The organism is Bradyrhizobium sp. WYCCWR15520 (genome assembly GCF_056174665.1).
Map to the genome: position 1 here is coordinate 24182 of NZ_JBWBWM010000029.1, position 17348 is coordinate 41529.

At 63.0% G+C, this 17348-nt stretch carries 18 protein-coding genes; 8 read left to right on the forward strand and 10 right to left on the reverse strand.

The window, feature by feature from the left end; genetic code table 11:
- Positions 1-2: 2 nt before the first annotated feature.
- A complete protein-coding gene (locus AC0QUY_RS29225) occupies positions 3-614 on the reverse strand; it encodes an NAD(P)-dependent oxidoreductase (protein WP_475389706.1) in 612 nt (203 codons plus the stop codon).
- 114 nt (positions 615-728) lie between these two features.
- Here AC0QUY_RS29225 and AC0QUY_RS29230 point away from each other — a divergent pair, with 114 nt between their 5' ends.
- Entirely contained in the window at positions 729-1118 is a 390-nt protein-coding gene (locus AC0QUY_RS29230; RefSeq protein ID WP_161855769.1) for a winged helix-turn-helix transcriptional regulator, read from the forward strand.
- A 2-nt stretch (positions 1119-1120) separates the two neighbouring features.
- Here the strand turns inward: AC0QUY_RS29230 and AC0QUY_RS29235 are convergent, their stop codons facing one another.
- On the reverse strand, positions 1121-1534 hold the full coding sequence (locus AC0QUY_RS29235) for a flagellar assembly protein FliX (RefSeq protein ID WP_161855770.1): 414 nt from the start codon (positions 1532-1534) through the stop codon (positions 1121-1123).
- Positions 1535-1802: 268 nt separating this feature from the next.
- On the opposite strand from AC0QUY_RS29235, the gene AC0QUY_RS29240 reads away from it, so the two are divergent.
- The 4 genes from AC0QUY_RS29240 (at position 1803) to AC0QUY_RS29255 (ending at position 4354) form a co-directional block, all read left to right on the forward strand.
- Positions 1803-2921 carry a flagellar basal body P-ring protein FlgI gene (locus AC0QUY_RS29240; RefSeq protein ID WP_161855771.1) on the forward strand — a complete coding sequence of 373 codons (1119 nt, stop codon included), beginning with the start codon at positions 1803-1805 and terminating at the stop codon, positions 2919-2921.
- Positions 2921-3277, forward strand: coding sequence for a flagellar assembly peptidoglycan hydrolase FlgJ (gene flgJ, locus AC0QUY_RS29245; RefSeq protein ID WP_475389708.1), 357 nt, complete (start codon positions 2921-2923; stop codon positions 3275-3277). Before AC0QUY_RS29240 ends, flgJ begins: the two co-directional genes overlap by 1 nt.
- 18 nt (positions 3278-3295) lie before the next feature.
- Entirely contained in the window at positions 3296-3811 is a 516-nt protein-coding gene (locus AC0QUY_RS29250) for a hypothetical protein (RefSeq protein WP_475389710.1), read from the forward strand.
- A 156-nt stretch (positions 3812-3967) separates the two neighbouring features.
- A complete protein-coding gene (locus AC0QUY_RS29255; protein ID WP_161855774.1) occupies positions 3968-4354 on the forward strand; it encodes a hypothetical protein in 387 nt (128 codons plus the stop codon).
- Between the two features lie 18 nt (positions 4355-4372).
- On the opposite strand, the gene AC0QUY_RS29260 is transcribed toward AC0QUY_RS29255, so the two are convergent.
- The 3 genes from AC0QUY_RS29260 to AC0QUY_RS29270 all read right to left on the reverse strand — a co-directional run bounded on the left by AC0QUY_RS29260 (position 4373) and on the right by AC0QUY_RS29270 (position 7411).
- Positions 4373-4738 (reverse strand): hypothetical protein, encoded by a 366-nt coding sequence (locus tag AC0QUY_RS29260; protein ID WP_161855775.1) that lies wholly within the window; start codon positions 4736-4738, stop codon positions 4373-4375.
- A gap of 12 nt (positions 4739-4750) precedes the next feature.
- The gene (gene flaF / locus AC0QUY_RS29265) at positions 4751-5116 is read right to left on the reverse strand and encodes a flagellar biosynthesis regulator FlaF (RefSeq protein ID WP_161855776.1); all 366 of its coding nucleotides are present in this window, start codon (positions 5114-5116) and stop codon (positions 4751-4753) included.
- A 300-nt stretch (positions 5117-5416) separates the two neighbouring features.
- The gene (locus AC0QUY_RS29270) at positions 5417-7411 is read right to left on the reverse strand and encodes a flagellin N-terminal helical domain-containing protein (protein WP_475389712.1); all 1995 of its coding nucleotides are present in this window, start codon (positions 7409-7411) and stop codon (positions 5417-5419) included.
- 312 nt (positions 7412-7723) lie between these two features.
- Here AC0QUY_RS29270 and flbT point away from each other — a divergent pair, with 312 nt between their 5' ends.
- Positions 7724-8152 (forward strand): flagellar biosynthesis repressor FlbT, encoded by a 429-nt coding sequence (gene flbT / locus AC0QUY_RS29275; RefSeq protein ID WP_161855779.1) that lies wholly within the window; start codon positions 7724-7726, stop codon positions 8150-8152.
- A 72-nt stretch (positions 8153-8224) separates the two neighbouring features.
- Here flbT and AC0QUY_RS29280 read toward each other — a convergent pair whose 3' ends face one another.
- The 5 genes from AC0QUY_RS29280 to AC0QUY_RS29300 all read right to left on the reverse strand — a co-directional run bounded on the left by AC0QUY_RS29280 (position 8225) and on the right by AC0QUY_RS29300 (position 16081).
- Entirely contained in the window at positions 8225-10102 is a 1878-nt protein-coding gene (locus AC0QUY_RS29280; protein ID WP_475389713.1) for a flagellar protein, read from the reverse strand.
- A 7-nt stretch (positions 10103-10109) separates the two neighbouring features.
- Positions 10110-11990 (reverse strand): flagellar hook-associated protein FlgK, encoded by a 1881-nt coding sequence (gene flgK / locus AC0QUY_RS29285; protein ID WP_475389714.1) that lies wholly within the window; start codon positions 11988-11990, stop codon positions 10110-10112.
- Positions 11991-12037: 47 nt separating this feature from the next.
- A complete protein-coding gene (locus tag AC0QUY_RS29290; protein ID WP_475389715.1) occupies positions 12038-13849 on the reverse strand; it encodes a flagellar hook protein FlgE in 1812 nt (603 codons plus the stop codon).
- 177 nt (positions 13850-14026) lie between these two features.
- Entirely contained in the window at positions 14027-14527 is a 501-nt protein-coding gene (gene msrB / locus AC0QUY_RS29295) for a peptide-methionine (R)-S-oxide reductase MsrB (RefSeq protein WP_475389716.1), read from the reverse strand.
- A 63-nt stretch (positions 14528-14590) separates the two neighbouring features.
- A complete protein-coding gene (locus AC0QUY_RS29300) occupies positions 14591-16081 on the reverse strand; it encodes an NAD(P)/FAD-dependent oxidoreductase (protein WP_475389717.1) in 1491 nt (496 codons plus the stop codon).
- A gap of 95 nt (positions 16082-16176) precedes the next feature.
- Between AC0QUY_RS29300 and AC0QUY_RS29305 the strand changes: the two genes are divergently transcribed.
- Together AC0QUY_RS29305 and AC0QUY_RS29310 are read left to right on the forward strand one after the other, a co-directional pair.
- On the forward strand, positions 16177-16731 hold the full coding sequence (locus AC0QUY_RS29305) for a SixA phosphatase family protein (protein WP_475389718.1): 555 nt from the start codon (positions 16177-16179) through the stop codon (positions 16729-16731).
- A gap of 157 nt (positions 16732-16888) precedes the next feature.
- Positions 16889-17314 carry a universal stress protein gene (locus AC0QUY_RS29310; protein ID WP_161855786.1) on the forward strand — a complete coding sequence of 142 codons (426 nt, stop codon included), beginning with the start codon at positions 16889-16891 and terminating at the stop codon, positions 17312-17314.
- Positions 17315-17348 lie beyond the last annotated feature (34 nt).

Sequence of the window (17348 nt, forward strand, 5' to 3'; positions counted from 1 at the left end):
CTTTAGTAGCCGACCGTGAAGCGCTGGCGGATATGGGCCGGGCGCTCGATTTCGTCGGCGAGTGCGACTGCGAAGTCCTCGAAGGAAATCGAGCTTTTGCCGTCGGCAGCGGTCAAAAGCTGCTCGGTCCCGAGGCGGAACTTGCCGGTTCGCTCGCCTGCCACAAACAGTGCCGAGGGCGACAGGAAGGTCCAGTTGAGTTCCTTCTCGGCCCGGAGCAGGTCGAGGAAGGCGGCGCCCTTCTCGGCTTCCGCCTTGTATGCCACGGGAAAGCCCGGGGTGGTGACCAGCCGGACGCCCGGGGCCACCTCAAGGCTGCCGGCGCCGCCCACGACGAGGTAGCGACCGACCTTCGATTCCTTCGCGGCAGCGATCAGCTTGGCCGGGTCACTGGCCAGAAAGTGGACCGAGCTGATCGCCGCGTCGTGGCCTGCCATCAGACGGGCAAGCCCGGCCTGGTCCATGACATCGCCCCTGGTCGGCGTGACGCCGGCCTGGGCAGCGACCTTTTCGGGATGGCGGATGATGGCGGTCACGCTATGGCCGCGGCGGGCGAGTTCGGCGGTGATGCGCGAACCGGCGTTGCCGGACGCGCCGATGACGGCGATTTTCATGGAGGTCTCCCTTGCGATACGCGAATTTGGTATCCAATGGTGACTAGATAGCGAAAAGAATGTAGGTGTTAAGAGAGCACTTTTGGGTCACCTGATTACGCCGGAGTAACCGCCGTGAAAGCTGCCAATTCGAAAACCCCGAACGCCTATTCGGCCGAGTGCCCGACGCGCCAGATTCTCGATCGCGTCGGCGACAAATGGGCGGTGTTAATCCTGCTTCTCGTGCGCGACGAGCCGATGCGTTTCAATGCGTTACGCCGCACCATTGAAGGCATCTCGCAGAAGATGCTGAGCCAGGTTCTCAAATCGCTTGAACGCGACGGATTGATCAGACGCCGCGCGATCGCGACCGTGCCGGTGACCGTCGAGTATTCGATCACGCCGCTCGGCGCGACGCTGGCCGACGCGGTCGATCCGTTGCGCGAGTGGGCAGAGAAGAATCTGAAGGAGGTATTGAACGCGCAGCGCCGTTACGACGCGGCGCGCAAGGATATCGCGGCGTAAACTTAGGACCGCCCGGCCTTGGCGAGTTCGACTTCAACCCGCAATTCGATCTCGGCCAATACCGCGTCGAGGCCGGGATCGCCGGAGGAGGACTTCAGATTGGCCGCAGCGTCACGCAACCGGTTCACCGTGGAAGCGTCGAGGTTGCCGGAGAGCAATCCGAGCTTAAGTTCGTCGAGCACGTCGAGCGCGCCCCTGCCCTTCGCCACCGACCGCTTGCGGCGCTCGGTCGGATCTTCGACGCCCTGCAGCGCGAGCAGCGCATCGATGTTGCCGGCGGCCTTGGGTGCTGTGGCCGAGCGCGGCTCTTCGGGCGTAGCCGGCGTTTCCGGCAGCGAGAAGCCGGTCGAACTGGTTCGCCGCGTGTGGCTCGCGGGCGATCCAAGCGTGGTGCCGTTCGGTCCGTAGATGCGCATCGTGGTGATCTCGCCGTGAGAGTCGGAAGGACCTTCGCCTTCCTATGGTTAATGACGCGTAAACGGCCCGGCAAAATCTGCCGACATGCGGCAGTTTCGCCCATCGTGGTGAAGCCGCCGTGGCCTCGCGCTTCCAGCGAACATTCAGCGATATCAAGGCATTGCTTCGAAAACGCGACATGGCACGGCGCTCGCATAGTTAATGGTGGGACCGCCGTCATGGGAGTGGCGCCTGCGGTCCAGTGGAAGTTCTCGAGGGGAGCACAGGATGCCCGGCATCCGTTCGGCAAGACTGATTTGGATGGCCTGCGCCGCGCTGCTGGCGCTATCGCCCTCGTCCGCGGGCGCGACGTCGCGGATCAAGGACCTCGCCAACATCGAAGGCGTGCGGCAGAACCAGTTGATCGGCTACGGCCTCGTCGTCGGTCTCAACGGCACCGGCGACACGCTGAACAACATTCCCTTCACCAAGCAGTCGCTGCAGGCGATGTTGGAGCGCATGGGCGTCAACATCCGCGGCGCCACCATCCGCACCGGCAACGTCGCCGCTGTCATGGTCACCGGCAATTTGCCGGCCTTCGGCACCCAGGGCACGCGGATGGACGTCACCGTCTCCGCCCTCGGCGATGCTAAGAACCTGCAGGGCGGCACCCTGCTTGTCACTCCCCTGCTCGGCGCCGACGGCAACGTCTATGCGGTCGCCCAGGGCTCGCTGGCAATTTCCGGCTTCCAGGCCGAAGGCGAAGCCGCCAAAATCACCCGTGGCGTGCCGACCAACGGCCGGATCCCCAACGGCGCCATCATCGAGCGCGAGATCGAGTTCGCGCTCAATCGCCTGCCCAATGTGCGGCTAGCGCTGCGCAACGCCGATTTCACCACCGCCAAGCGCATTGCCGCCGCAGTCAACGATTTCCTCGGCGTCAAGACTGCCGAGCCGATCGATCCTTCCACCGTGCAGCTTTCGATCCCCGCCGAGTTCAAGGGCAACGTCGTCGCCTTCCTAACCGAGATCGAGCAATTGCAGGTCGATCCGGATCTCGCCGCCAAGATCGTGATCGACGAGCGCTCGGGCATCATCGTGATGGGCCGCGACGTTCGCGTCGCCACCGTCGCAGTGGCGCAGGGCAATCTCACCGTCTCGATTTCGGAGAGCCCGCAAGTCAGCCAGCCCAATCCGCTGTCGCGCGGCCGAACCGTGGTGACTCCCCGCACCGGCGTCAGCGTTTCCGAAGACGGCAAGAAGTTTGCGGTCGTGAAAGACGGCGTCTCGCTGCAGCAGTTGGTCGACGGCCTCAACGGCCTCGGCATCGGCCCGCGCGACCTCATCAGCATCCTGCAGGCGATCAAGGCCGCCGGCGCGATCCAGGCCGACATCGAGGTGATGTGATGGACGCGAGCCTTATCAATGGCATCGGCGCATATTCGAAGAAAAAGACTTCGCTGGTCAACGGCCGCAACGACCCGCAGCTCGCCGACGCGCTCAAGAAAATTTCGCCCGAAGCGCAGAAAAAGACGCGCGCCAAGGCCGAAGAGTTCGAGTCGATGTTCCTCAATTCGATGTTTTCCCAGATGACCACCGGCGTCAAAGGCGAAGGGCCGTTCGGTGACACGCCCGGCACCGGCGTCTGGCGTTCGATGCTGACGGACGAATACTCGAAGTCCTTCGCCAAGTCCGGCGGCATCGGCATTTCCAACGACGTCTTCCGCACCTTGATCCTGCAGCAAGCCAATCGCGCCGGCTGATCCAAAAGGAAATTCGACATGAATCAGCGTCCTCAGGCCAAGCCCGCACAGGCACCAGCACCGGCACCGGCACCGGCACCGGCACGATCGATCTCGACGCCGGCCGAGGCGCGCAAGCTCGCCGAAGAACTGATGGAGGTGATGAGCGCTTTGCTCGGCATCATCGAACGTGAGACCGAACTGGTGCGCGCCGGGAACGTGCGCGAGGCGATGCAGTTGGAAGAGCAGAAAGGCGAGCTGTCGCGCCGCTACATGGTCGCGGTCGAAAACCTGAAGAACGCGCAAAGATATCTGGCGCAGGTATCGCCGGAATTGCTGACCACCCTGCGCCGCCATCACGACACTTTCCGCGCGATGCTGCAGATCAATCTCACCGTGCTGGCGACCGCGCACGCGGTGTCCGAAGGCATCGTGCGCGGCGTCAACACCGAAATCCAGCGCAAGAACATTCCGAGCACCTATACGGCTTCGGGACAACGTGCTGCGCCCGGACCACGCAATATCACGCCGCTCTCGGTCAGCCGTTCGCTATAAGAGAATCCCTTTTGGTTCTCTACAATTTTCATTAAGTTTGCGCGGCCGCATCAGAGCGGGATTCAGCGTATTCCCTAACGCCGTGTTGAGGGGTGCCCGGCTATATTGCAACCGATGAGGGGTTGGATTTGACTCGCAGCAAGCCCGGAGGCTGCCATGAGTACAGATTTCAACATCAAACCGGTGGGGGCACCGGTTGCCGCGCCGATCGTTCAGCATGTGAGCGAGGCGGCACAACGTGCGGTCGCGACCGAATTGCCGGCGAGCCAGAGCGTCTCGGCAGTCGATTCAAGCGCGCGCGCCGGCACCGATTCCGCGGCGGTCCGCGTCTCGATTTCGAATGCCAATCCTTCGGTGTCGAACAATGTGGTGATCGATCGCGACGCCCGCGCTGTCGTCTATCAGGTCATCGACGTCAGGACGAGCCAGGTGGTGAAGCAGTTTCCGGAGGAAGCGGTGCTGCGCCGCCGCGCCTATTTCCACACCCTCGACCTGACCAAGGATGCGCCGCAGCGCCTTCGCGCCACCGACCGCAAGGCTTAGGACGCGCGGCGGCTGAGCTTAGCTCGAGCGTGATGCGTAGGCTTGGTCGAGATAAGTCTGGCCGCTCGATGGATCGGTGACGACGTTCTTGATCTGCGCTTTCCCAAGGGCGGTCAGCGTGAACTTGGTGTCGCCGATCCGAAACGAATTGTCCTTGATCAGCACTTCCTGGAACTTGTTGGTGCCGCCGCTCTGGTATTGCACCTTGGCGCGGAATCCCGTGACGTTAGAGACTGAGATCTTGAACGTCTTCTGGTCCGCATATTTTCCCGTCCAACTACCTTCATAGAGATTGGGATCGACCGCCACGTACGGAGTCTTGGACGGGACGGTCATTCCCACCGTCTTGTAATTGGCTGAGATGATATTCCAGAGGTCAGCCATCTTCCGAACCGGTTAGCCGCGACCGGCCAGGCCAGCGGCGAGATTGCAGTTGATATCGATCAGCGACTTCAGCTTGGCCGGGTCCGGATTCAACTGCATGTCTACCGTCTGCTTCATGACGAACACGCCGATGTTGGCGATGTTCTGACGCACCTCGATCGACTGCGGGTTTTCGTCGGCCTGCGCCGCGCTCATGAAGATCGACCAGAGCCGGCGATTGAACAGCAGCGCGTTCTCCATGGCCTTGCCTGGACCCGCCCAGTTGGTCTGGACCTCCTGGAGCTGTCGTGCGGCCTTCAGCAGCGCCTGCGCCTCGATTTCACGGGGGGACGACGTAGTTTGCGACGTGCGAGCGTAGGCTTGGGCTGCATTAGACATTCACTAACCTCTGTGAGAGCGGTTCGCAGGACGACCGCGGAGAATTCAGGAAAACTGCCCAACTTTCATACAGGTAGCGCGTTTAAATATGGTTAGCGAAGGTTACCGATTGTGTCAGAAGCCCGACGAAATCCATATTTTCACCACCATGCCCGCCATCGGTTCTGATGGAATTAAGATCGCAAACCAAATTTTCCTGAAGAAGCTTTTTCTTTGTGCGGCCGATTCTCGCCGCTCGCTCGCGAAAGAAAAACGGCGGGGTTTGCCCCGCCGTTTTGAAGTTCTGTGTCGCTGCCGTGATTAGCGCAGGAGCTGCAGCACGCTCTGCTGGCTCTGGTTGGCCAGCGCCAGCGCGGACACCGCGATCGACTGGCGGGTCGACAGCGCCTGGCTGTTCGCCGCTTCCTCGTTGGTGTCGGCCAGCGTCAGGTTCGACGAGCCAGTCTGCAGCACGTTGATCAGGTTCTTCGAGAAGTCCTGACGGATCTGCACGATCGAGAGGTTCGAACCGAAGGCCGAAGCCTGCGAGCGAAGCGTAGTCGATGCGCCGTTCAGCGCCGTCACGATCTCGTTGATCGCAGCGTTGTCCTTGAAGGCACCCGTGGTCAGGACGTCGAGGCCGAGGCCGGCCGGGTTGAAGTTCACGCCCTGGATGCTCAGCGTGGACTTGCCGGTTTCGTTGAACGTCAGCTTGAGAGTGTCACCGCCGAGCAGGTTGATGCCGTTGAAGGACGCATCCTGCGCGGTGGTGGTGATCTGATTGATGATGTTGTTGTACTGGATGACCAGGTTGTCACGGGTCAGTTTGGCATCTGGATCAACAACCGGAGCCGGAGCCGTGGTGCCGGCGGCGAACGCCTGGCCGGCGCCAACCGCGGAACCGGTGATCGCACCGATCGTGGCCGAAGCCGCTTCGTTCGTCGTGGTGATCGTCAGCTTGCCGGACACGAAAGTGGCCTGCAGGTTGTTGGCGGCGAGAGCCTCGTTCAGCTCGTTTAGCGAGGAGACACGGCCGGGAGCCTCGCCGAACACGATGTCGGTGGCAACACCGCCGCCGGTCGCAGCGATCCTCAGGGTCTTGCCTTCCAGCACGCCCGGGACTTCCGTGCGAGCCTGCGTCACGCCGCCTGGCAGACCGAGCGCGGTGAGAGCTGCAGCGTTGCTGCTGGTCAGCGTCAGGTCGCTCAGCGTACCGGTGTTCAGCGTGATCTGGCCGCCGGTGATCGTCGAGGCCGTCGACGAGCCGGTCAGACCGTCGATCTTCGCCAGCAGGCCGGTGACGTCGCTGTCGATCTTGATTTGGTTCGGATCGTTGCCGATCGTGTTCGCGGCCACGAAGGTCAGCGTCCTGCCGTTGACGGTGATGGTGTCACCGACCGCGAAGGCGTTCGACAGCGAAGGAGCCGTGCCGTCGCCGACGCTCAGCTTGGTGGTACCGGCCAGAGCACCGGCCGTCAGGGCGCCACCGCCACGAGTGGCGGTGCTTTGAGCGGCAGTGTTGATTTCGAGCGCGGCGGCCGCGGTACCGGTCACGACGAGGTCGGCGGCCGTACCGGACCTCAGGGTGATGATGCCGCCCGTTGCTGTCGAGGCGTTGGCCGGGGTCGTGTTGCCCGACAGGGAGTCGATCGCTGTCATCAAATCGCTCAGCGAGGTATCGACACCCATCGTATAGGCGTTGCCCGAACCGACGAGGCCATTCGCGCCCGCCTGGAACGTGATCGTCTTGCCGTTGACGACCAGCGTGTCGTTAGCAGCAACCGCAACGGTGAGTTGGGACAGCAGCGACGAGGGGGTCGCGTTGACCGGGCCGGCCGTCTGGAGCTGGCCGCCCGGGGTGGCCACCGCGGTGCTGGTATACGCACCGCGCTGCGGAGCTGAAGCACCGGTGAACGTGGCGTTGGTCGGTGCCTGATCGGCGACCAGATTGTCGGCCGTTGCGCCGTCGATCACGACGGATGTGAACGACGACTTGGTCGAGTAACCGACCGTCGTCTGCAACGCCTGATTGGCGACAGATTTGGCGGAGTCAACGAGCTTCTGCAGCGAGGTGATGCCGGTGTTGGCGGCCTGCAGGACCTGCACGCCGTTGCCGATGCCGTCGAGCAGATTGTTGATGTCGCCGGCGCGCGCATCGAGCGAAGCCGCGGTGAAGTAGTTGGTGGGGTTATCGAGGGCCGTGTTGACCTTCTTGCCGGTGGCAAGGCGATTCTGCGTGGTGGCGAGCAGATCGGCGGTCGACTGCAGCGAGAGGAGGTTCTGGCGAACCGAAGCCGAGAGAACAATACCGGACATCTTTCATACCTTTCTGGTGTGAAATAAAGAACGAGCCATGATTCCCAACCTCTCGATTGGGCGACGGCTCACTCTGAAACCAAGTCTCTAAGAAAAAATGAATTTGGTCGGATAAGGAGCGCCGGAAGACGTCGAAATTGAAATTAGTTCGGCGCGCGAACGGGCTTCCGTATTCTTACTGGTGAGACGCGGAAAAGCCCCATCAAATGGGCACAACTCGCATCTTCACCATTGGTTAACCATCATCGGGAAGGATGCCGAATCAGCCGGCGGGCACGACAACGCGCGAAAAGCGCCAATGGGAGAACAGGCATGGCCTTGAAAGTCGAGCTCAAACCGCACGAGCGAATCATCATCGGCGCCTGCGTGGTCACCAACACCGATCAGCGCGCCAGGCTGTTGATCGACGGTGACAGGATTCCAATCCTGCGCGAGAAGGACATTCTCACACCGGAGACCGCCGATACGCCGGCCAAGCTGGTCTATCTTGCGGTGCAGCTCATGTACCTGTCGCCGGACCCGATGGCCCACCACCCGACCTATTTCAGCCTGGTCCGCGACATCCTCACGACAATGCCGAGTGCATGGCCTTTCATCGAGGGCATCAACAACTTCACCCTGAACGGCGATCTCTATCATGCGCTCAAGGAAGCGAAGAAATTGATCGGCCATGAGGAGCAGATCCTGGAAAACGCCCGGAAAATGCAATCGCTCGACCAGCCCGATCGCAAGTCAGCATAATCGTCACTCGCATCTCAAAAGAAAAAGGCCTCCGTAAGGAGGCTTTTGTCGTTGGAGTGAACCGGCGCGCGATCAGATCGGCAGGAACTTGGTCAACGTGGTCTGGTAGAGCATCGACGTGGTTTGATACGAGGCCTGCAGACTGGTCTGCAGTGCCAGGATCTTGGTCGCCACCTCGTCCTGGTTGATGCCTTCGATCTGGTCGAGCATGGTCTGCGCCATGCCCTTGAGCTGGGTCTGGCGGTCGGTCGAAGCCTTGATGGCGTTCTGCGCGCCGGCGAACTCCGCCTGCATGTCCTGAATCGATTGCTGACCGTTCTGCGGCGCCAGGTTCGCCGAAATCCGCTGCTGCAGCGCGTTCACCTGCGCCTTCGAGTTCGGATTGGCGGCATTGGTCGTGACCGCGGAATACACCGCGATGTTCTGCAACTGATAGCGCAGCGCCTGCTCGTTGGCGCGCGCGCCATACTGCACCGTGATCGACTGGTCGATGCGCGCGATCGCGGTGCCGCGTGCCGGATCATTACCGACTTCGCCCGTGTACCAAGAGACGGTGTTGGCGGATGTGCCGCCGATCAGATTGGTGGCCGTGGCAAAAGGAGGGCCGTTGACACGCAGCGGCGCCGGATTTGCGCTCGCGGCGGCGCTGAAGCCCAGTGCTGCGAACGCGGCCGCGTTCGAACTTGAAACCGTCAGGCTCGCGCCGTCAGCGCCGTGCAGCGCAATCACGCCGCCAGTGACGGTCGACGGCGTCGTGGCGCCGGAGATCGAATCGATCTTGGCCAGCAAGGCCTGAACATTGTCGGTGATGTTGAGCTGGTTGCCGGTCGCGCCCGACGCGACGAAGGTGATGGGCGTACCGTTGACCGTGATGGTGTCGCCGGCCGCAAAGCTCGCAGCCAGCGAATCCGTTCCCGCCGCGCCGGACAGCAGCGTGGCGCCGGTGATCGGCGCCGGCACCGCGGCCTGATTGTTGACCGCACTTCCCGTAACCGTCGCGGACGGATTGAAGAAATTGTCTGATGCCGCAATGGCGGACGCGGCAACCAGCGAGGTGTCGCTCAGCGTCTGGATCGAAGATGTCAATGCGGCTTGCAGATTCGCGGTGGTTGCAACCGTATCGACGCCGATCAGAAAGGAGCCTGCCGGCGGCGGATTGGTGGTCGTCGCGGTCAGCGCGATCGACTCGGTGGTGCCATCGGGCAGATTGAAGCTGAACGTGATCTTGTCGCCATTGTTCGGATTGACGGCGCCGAGATCGACGGTGACGGCCGGCGGCACGCCGGTCGGCTGCGTCACGGTCGCTCCCGTCAGCGATGAGCTGATCGGACCAAGCTTCAGCCCGAATGACGAACCATCCTCGGCCAGGCTGGTCACGGTGGTCGTCAACGGCGGCGATGTGACCGTCAGATGCGCCATGTTGCTGACGCCCTGATCGGCCTGGCGGCGTTCGTTGATCAGTTGCTTCAAACCGGCCTGGGTTCCCACGCCGTCGAGCATCACGTCGGCCGGCACCGTCGCTGATATGTCGGTGGTGCGGCCGGAAAACAGATAGCGGTCGCCCGACTGACTGTTGAGCAGCGACACCGCATTCGAGAACGCCGCCTGCGCCGTGATCTGGCCCGAGGTCTGACCGTTGTCGTTGAGGACGATGGTTGACGTGCTGGCCGCTTTCTTGACCGACGTGCCGATGTCGGTCAATCCCTGCAGCGCCAGGTTGACGACGTTGAGTCTCGTGTTGACGTTGGTTGCGGTGTCCTTGAACGCGTCGATGCTGCTGACCTGCGCGCGCAAGCTCAGCGCAAAGCCGCGATTCGCGCCCTGCCCTGCATAGGTCGTCGAGACCCGGCCGCTGGCGAGTTGCTGCGTCAGATCATCGAGTTGCTTGCGGATATTGAGGATCGAGGTCCCGATATAGGATGTTCTGCCGTTAACGCCGTCGATCGACATGAAACCCTCACATGGCCTGCATCAGCGTGTCGTACATCTGCTTGATGGACGACATGACGCGCGCGTTGGCGGAATAGGCATTCTGCAGCGCGAGCAGATGCGCCATCTCGTCGTCGATATTGACGCCCGAGGCATCGGTCACCTTCTTCTGCAGTGTGTTGAGCACCACGGACTGACCGTCGGCGAGTTGCTTGGCAGCGGTCGCGGCCTCGCCCTGCTGGCTGATGAACTGCTTGGCGAAGTTGGTCAGCGTGCCCGTGAAAGGAGCGCCGGTGGTCCCGATGCCAGTCTGCGGCGAATAGCGATAGTTCCCCGACTGCAGTTGCGTGAGAACGAAGTCGGCGCGCGTGGTGTCGCCCGAAGGCGTCAACGGGCTGGTGGAAAACACGACGGTGCGCGAGGGATCGCCGAGCAGCCCTAGATTAACGCTGATACGGCCGGCGAGACCTGTCTGCTGCGAACCATTGGCGGTGATCGCACCGGAAAAGAGACCACCATTATCCGTGAACAGTGGAAGCTGTGGGTTGCCGCTGGTGAGCGACGACATGGTCGTGGTGACCGACGCCGCCAGCACGTCCGAGCGATTTGGCGCGCCATCATCGAGCACGCGCAGGGTCGATCCCGACGGGTTTGAGAACTGCAGATCGCTCGCCCCCAGCGCGGCGTTGAGCTGGGAGACTACCGATGCCATGCCGCCGGAAAAATCGATGCCGAGCACCTCATCGTTCGGATCGAGCGTCGCGGTATTGCTCAGCGGCAGCACGCTCGGATCGTCGACGCGCACGATCGAGAGATTGCGCGTGACGCCGGTGGTGTTGTCCTTGTAGCTGACGTGGATGACGTTGCCGGATTGCAGGCCCGTGAGGTCGAGATCGTAGCCGGCCTGCGGCAACGCGGACGCCGGAGTGGCCGTGCCGGCCGTCGTCTTGTCCGACAGTGCGCTCGCCATCGACGCCGCAAACTGGTCGATCTGCGCCTGCGCCTTCACCAGCGTGTTGTCGCGCAGCTCGAGATAGGCGGCGATCTTGCCCGAACGGATCGAGTTGGTCGACACCAGATCGTAGCTGCCACCGTGCGGGAAATTGATGGCGATGGTGCCGACGTTGTTCTTGGTCGGATCGGAGTTGTACAGCGTGTTGGGCGTCATCGTGCCCTGCGGATTGAAGCTTAGCTGCGCAGCCTCGGTCCCGACGAGTTGGACACCCGAATTCGTGAACACCGTCACCTGATTGAGGTCGTTGACGACCGTTCTGATGTCCATCAGGCTGGACAATTGCGTGATGTACTGATCGCGCTGATCCAGCAGCGACGCCGTCGCCGCATCGGTCTTGCCGTTGTTCTGGAGCTGGTTGTTGATGAACGCGATCTGGGCCATCGCGTTGTTCGCCGTAACGATGGAATCGTTGATGCCCATTTCGGCATTGGCACGCAGACTCTGAATCCCCTGCGTCGCCGCATTAAGCGTCTGCGCCATCGTCTGCGCGGCGCTGACGGCGCCGATCCGCGCCGACTGCGAGTCCGGGCTGGTCGACAGGCCCTGAAACGCGGTCAGCAGCTTGTTGAACGAGTCCTCGATGGTGCCGGTTTCGGCCGGATTTCCGTAAACGTTCTGCAAATTTTGGAGAAAGGTCGAACGGATATCGGCGTAGGCCGCGCCCGAAGTTTCCGTGCGCAATTGGGCCTGCAGATATTGATCGAGCTGCCGGTCGACGCCGTGGAGCAGAACGCTCGAGCCGTAGTCGCCGGTCACGCCGGCGGACTGGATGATCGACTTCCTGACGTAACCAGGCGTTTCCGCGTTGGCGACGTTCGATCCGACCAGCGAGATCGCGGCTTGCGTCGCGCGCAGGCCGGACATTGCGGTGGAGAGAGCTTGACTCAAACCCATGACTAATTGCCCATCTCAAATCGCATCGCGAACGGCTCGTCGCGCGATCAGCGCAGCACGTTCAGGAGATCCTGCACCATCGTGTTGGAAGTCGTGATCACCTTGGTGTTGGCCGAGTAAGCCTGCTGGGTGACGATCAGCTTGGTGAACTCGTCGGCGATATCGGTGTTGGATCCCTCTAGCGACGAGCCGACGATGGTTCCGGCCTTGCCGAACAGCGCCTGTCCGGATGCGTCGGTGACCTCGAACGCACCGCCGTTGACGCGCTTGAGGAAGTTGGTGCCGTTGAAGGTCGCGACCGAGATTTCGGCGAGGTCGAGGTTGCGGCCGTTGGAATAGTTGCCGACGATTCGGCCGTTGGTGCCGACGCCGACGGACTGCAACTGGCCGGCCGGGAAGCCGTCCTGCTGGATCTGGTTGACCTGCACGTTGCCATTGGCGTCCGCGAATTGGGTGACGCCGCCGGTGCCGAAGTTGATGACGGGGCTGCCCAGCGAGACGCCGTTGACGACGGCATTGGTGAGCTCCACGGAGGGAATCGCAGGCGTCATCTGGCCCGAGGCGGAGAAGGTAAAATTGGTGTTGACGTTTTGCCACGCGACCTGGGTACCGGTTGCGTTGGGGTTGACCTGGTAGAACAGGTTCCAGGTATCGGTATGGCCCGCGCCGAGCGTGGCGCTGTCGACCTTGGCCCAGCGGAACTGCAGGTTCACCGGCGCGCCCGAGACGTCGTAGGTCGTGACCGCACCTCCCGCTATCGACTCGGCGAGGAACGTCGAATTGTCGTTGCCGACGACCTGGCCGGTGCCGACGCCGCCGCCGCCGCCGCGCGTCGCCGTCACGGTGCCGGTAAAGCCGAGCGCAGCCCAAGCTGAGGTGTTCGAACTGGAGACCGAGAGATTGGCTGTGGTGCCGGAATGCAGCGTGATCGAGCCCGAGGCGATCGTGGACGCGACTGACGTTCCCTGGAGCGCGTCGATCTTGCCCAGCAAGGTTCCGATGTTGTCGTCGACGTTGATCTGGTTGGCGCCGACGGCGGTGCCCGACGCCATGAAGGTGAGGGTTTGGCCGTTGACCGTGATGGTGTCGCCCGCGAGGAAATTGGTGGAGATCGAGTTGGTGCCGGCCGCGCCGTTGAGCAGGGTTGCGGCGGTGTTCGCAACCGACGGCGTCGCTTTGTTGTTCTGAGTGGTGCCGCTTCTGGAGGCGTCGGTAAAGGGCGCCGCAGGCGTGCCGAGCGCCAGCGGATTACGTCCGGCACTGTATGATCCGGGCACGATCAATTCCGATCCGGGAACGGAAACGTCGTGCTTGGTCGTCAGCGGATAGCTGGCGAGGTTGGCGCGATAGTCGATCCTGGTGGTTTGCTGCGCCGGCAAGAAGTCGTTCTGGAATCGGAGGACCTGTGGCGAACTGCCTGATGGGTTGCCGGTGGTCGGGTCGATCGGAACGCCCTGCAGATAATAGCCGGCGCCGTTGACGAGATAGCCGCTCTTGTCGAGCTGGAAGTCGCCGCGGCGGGTGTAGCGGTCGACGCCGTCGAACACCGGCGTGCCGTCGGTGAAGTTGCCCGGCTTTTGCACTGCGAAGAAGCCGTTGCCGTTGATCGCCATGAAGGTCGCGACCGAAGCCGTCTGCACGTCGCCCTGCACCGAGTTGGTGGAGCGGGATTGCGTGGTGACGCCACCCGCGAGCTGCGCGGTCGCTGAGGTCTGCGGAATCAGATCGAGGAAGGAGGTGTCGACGCGCTTGAACGCCGTGGTCTGTGAGTTGGCGATGTTACCCGAGACGTTTTCCAGCGCGTAGGAGTTGGCGCGAAGGCCGCCGACCGCGGTGGTGAGAGCGCCGAAGATACCCATGACATTTTCTCCAAATTCGATCCGGGCGGCTCGCCGGTGCAGGCCGCGTCGGGAGAAGATGTCGCAAGCGTCGTGCCAAACAGGAAAACTACGATAAATCAACGCCTTAAATAAAAAGCCCCGGTCCAGAGACCGGGGCACATTTGCCGGGCGGGCAACAATTGCCGGGCACAAGCCCTACGAGGCCGAGGGCGCTGCCGGGTGGAACACCATCCCAAATCCATCGATGCAGTAGCGTAGTCCGGTCGGCTTCGGCCCGTCGTCGAAGACATGGCCGAGGTGGCCGCCGCAGCGGCGGCAATGCACTTCGGTGCGCAGCATGCCGAAGGTGCGGTCCTCGGTCTTGCCCAGCGCATTGTCGAGCGGCTGCCAGAAACTCGGCCAGCCGGTGCCGCTGTCATATTTGGTGTCCGAGGAAAACAGCGGCAGATCGCAGCCGGCACAGGCGAAAATGCCCTTGCGTTTTTCCTTCAGGAGCGGGCTCGAGCCCGGCCGCTCGGTGCCGTGCTTGCGCAGGATTTCATATTGCTGCGGCGTGAGCTGCGCGCGCCATTCGGCGTCGGTCTTTTCCACCTCGAATTTCTCCGCGGCTTGCGCCGGCGTGGTGCGCAGCCAGCGGAAAGCGGCCAGGCCAAACAGGCCGGCTACGGATGCGAGCAGGATACGGCGGTCGAACATGGCAATCTCCGTGCGTAGCGGACGTAACGGTTCGCCATCAAATACGGACCCGGTCCGCCGACGTTACATTGATCCGTCCCGAATTTTCTCACTTTCCTGCGAGGAGACGACGGGCATCCCGCCGTCCTGCGGCTCCGCCGGCCGCGGCGGCTGCGGCCGCACCGGGCGTGGCGCGCCTGGCGGCGGACGGTGCGGTGGCCTGGTTCCGGCCTGCCGGTTGGCCTCCGCCAGCCGCGCCTCACGTACGCGTTCCCGGGCACGGGCGCCCTCGCGGTAACGGGCCAGCGCGCCCGCCGCGGCGGCTTGGCCCCGCCCCCACAGGCCGATCAGATGGCCGGCGGCACGACCGGTGACACCGCCCGCCCAGACCAGTTCGAACGGCGAGAACAATCTCCAGCGGTCCTCACCCCACAGGATGCTGCGCGCGATCACCTGCCCTGCCATCGCCGAAGTGTTCAGTCCCTGCCGACCGAAGCCGCTGGCGACCCACAGCCCTTTGCGGAGTTGGCCGATCTGCGGCATGCCGTGCACGGTCACTCCGACCGCACCGCCGAACACGTCCGATATCGGGACTTTGCCGAGCTTGGGGAAAACAGTCGCAATGCGGCGCTGGATGGCCGGGCCAAAGCGGTGCGGCCGCGCGTCCCACGTGGTTTCCGGGCTGGCCCACATCAGCCGATCGCCGTCGACGATCCGGAAATGATCGATGCCGTCGCTGTCGGTCACCGATCCCCTGAATGCGATCACTTCGCCAAGCCGCTCGCCGAGCGGCTCCGTCACCGCGGCATAGCGCCAGACCGGCAGCAACGTCTCCGACAAGCGGCGCAAGGGAGCGCCGAGGTGAACGTTGCCGGCCAGCACGATATGCGAGGCGCGCAGCCGTGCCGAGGGCGTCACGATGCGCTTGCGAATGCCGGACGGATCGATGCTGACCACGGGCGTATCCTCGAAGATACGCGCGCCCGCCCGCCTCGCCTGCGCGGCGAGGCCGTGGATGTATTTGCGGCCGTCGATCTGGAACGCGCGCGGATAGTAAATACCGTGGAAATAACGCCCGGTCCCGAGTTGATCGCGAACGCGATCGACCTGCCACCCCTCGACCTCGGTCTCGAAATCCTCACTCAGCATCTGCAGCCGGCTGATCAGCGTTTCGCCGGCGTCGACATTGGAGACCTCCAGCGCACCCTCGCTCAGCGCAATGCCCGGCATCGCCTCTTCAGTCGCGGCAGCGCGAACGTAATCGGCGCCCTCCTTCGACATCACCCACAATTCACGCGCGTCCTCGAGGCCAACGCGCTCGATCAGGTCGCCGATCGGAAGACTGTAGCCCGGCATCACAGTGCCGAGCTGATGACCGGACGCATTCCAGCCGACATGCCGGCCCTCGAGCACGGCGACGCTGGCGCCGAGCCGTGCGGCCTCCAGCGCTACGGTGAGACCGGCAAGGCCGGCTCCCACCACGCAAATGTCAACATCGAGGTCGAATGAGAGGCGCGAGCGAAAAGGCGCGTCGTCGTCGGGGCCGTTGGTCGCACTTGTGAAAGTCTCGGGCATAGCGTTTCTTAACGGACCGCTGCGGCGCTTGTCACCTTATCCGAGACATGAGCTTGTAGATTAGTCCAGACTAAGACCGAATCGAGATTGCGCCCATGCGCCGTTTGATGCTGCTGCGTCACGCCAAGACCGAACATGACGCGCCTTCGGGCCATGACCAGGACCGCCGTCTCGACGAGCGCGGGCGGCTGGATGCCGCCGCCATTGGAACCTGGATCGGCCAACATCCGCCGCTCCCCGATGCCATTCTGGTTTCCACCGCAGTGCGGGCGCGGCAGACCTGGGAGATCGCACGCGATGCGATCAAGGAAGCAGTGCGGGAACGGCATCGGCAGCCGCAGGTCGAACTGCTCGACGAACTGTACGGCGCCGAGCCGGCACAGCTTCTGCAGATCATCCGCATGGCGGAGGTCACCGACCCCGCGCGGCTGATGCTGATCGGTCACAATCCCGGCATGCATGAGCTGGCGCTGATGCTCACCGGCAGCGGCGACAAGGCGGCGAAGAAAGCGCTTGAAGACAATCTGCCAACCGCCGGCCTTGCCATCCTGGATTTCGCGACCGACGACTGGTGCGAGGTGGCGTTCCGCCGCGGCACGCTCGTTCGCTTCACCAGCCCGAAACTGCTGAAGCAGGCGCTGGACGATTGAGCCCCGCGGACATCCAGGCCCGTCCGTGCTAGGCTGGCGATGACCTGTTTTCGAGCGAATTAGCAACAAGTTCGCGTAAAAGAAAACGCGTCAAAACAATGGGCTGGCGTCGGGCTCTGACAAATCGGAACCGGACCGGCCGCAGCGGGAGGGGCAGATGTTCAAGTCGATTCTCGTGCCGATCGATCTGGCCGATACCGATCTGGCCAAGCCCGCGATTGCGACCGCCGCAACGCTGTCACAGACCTGGAACGGCTCGGTGCGCCTGCTCAATGTGTTGCCGATGACGCCGGTGATGCTGGCGGAATATGTGCCGGCCGATTTCGATGCCCAACAGCAGGCGACCTCGGAGGAAGCGCTCGCGATCGTGGCTGCAGAATCCGGCATCGCCGCGCCGCGCATTTCTACTGCGGTGCGAAAAGGCGGCATCTATCATGAAATCCTCGAAGAGGCGGCCGCGATCAAGGCCGACCTGATCGTGATGACCTCGCACCGGCCGGCGATGCGGACCTATTTCCTCGGCTCCAATGCCGGCCATGTGGTGCGCTATGCCAAATGTTCGGTGCTGGTGGTCCGGCACTGAGGGTAGCGCCGCCGCAGCACGGCGGCGCCGTTAA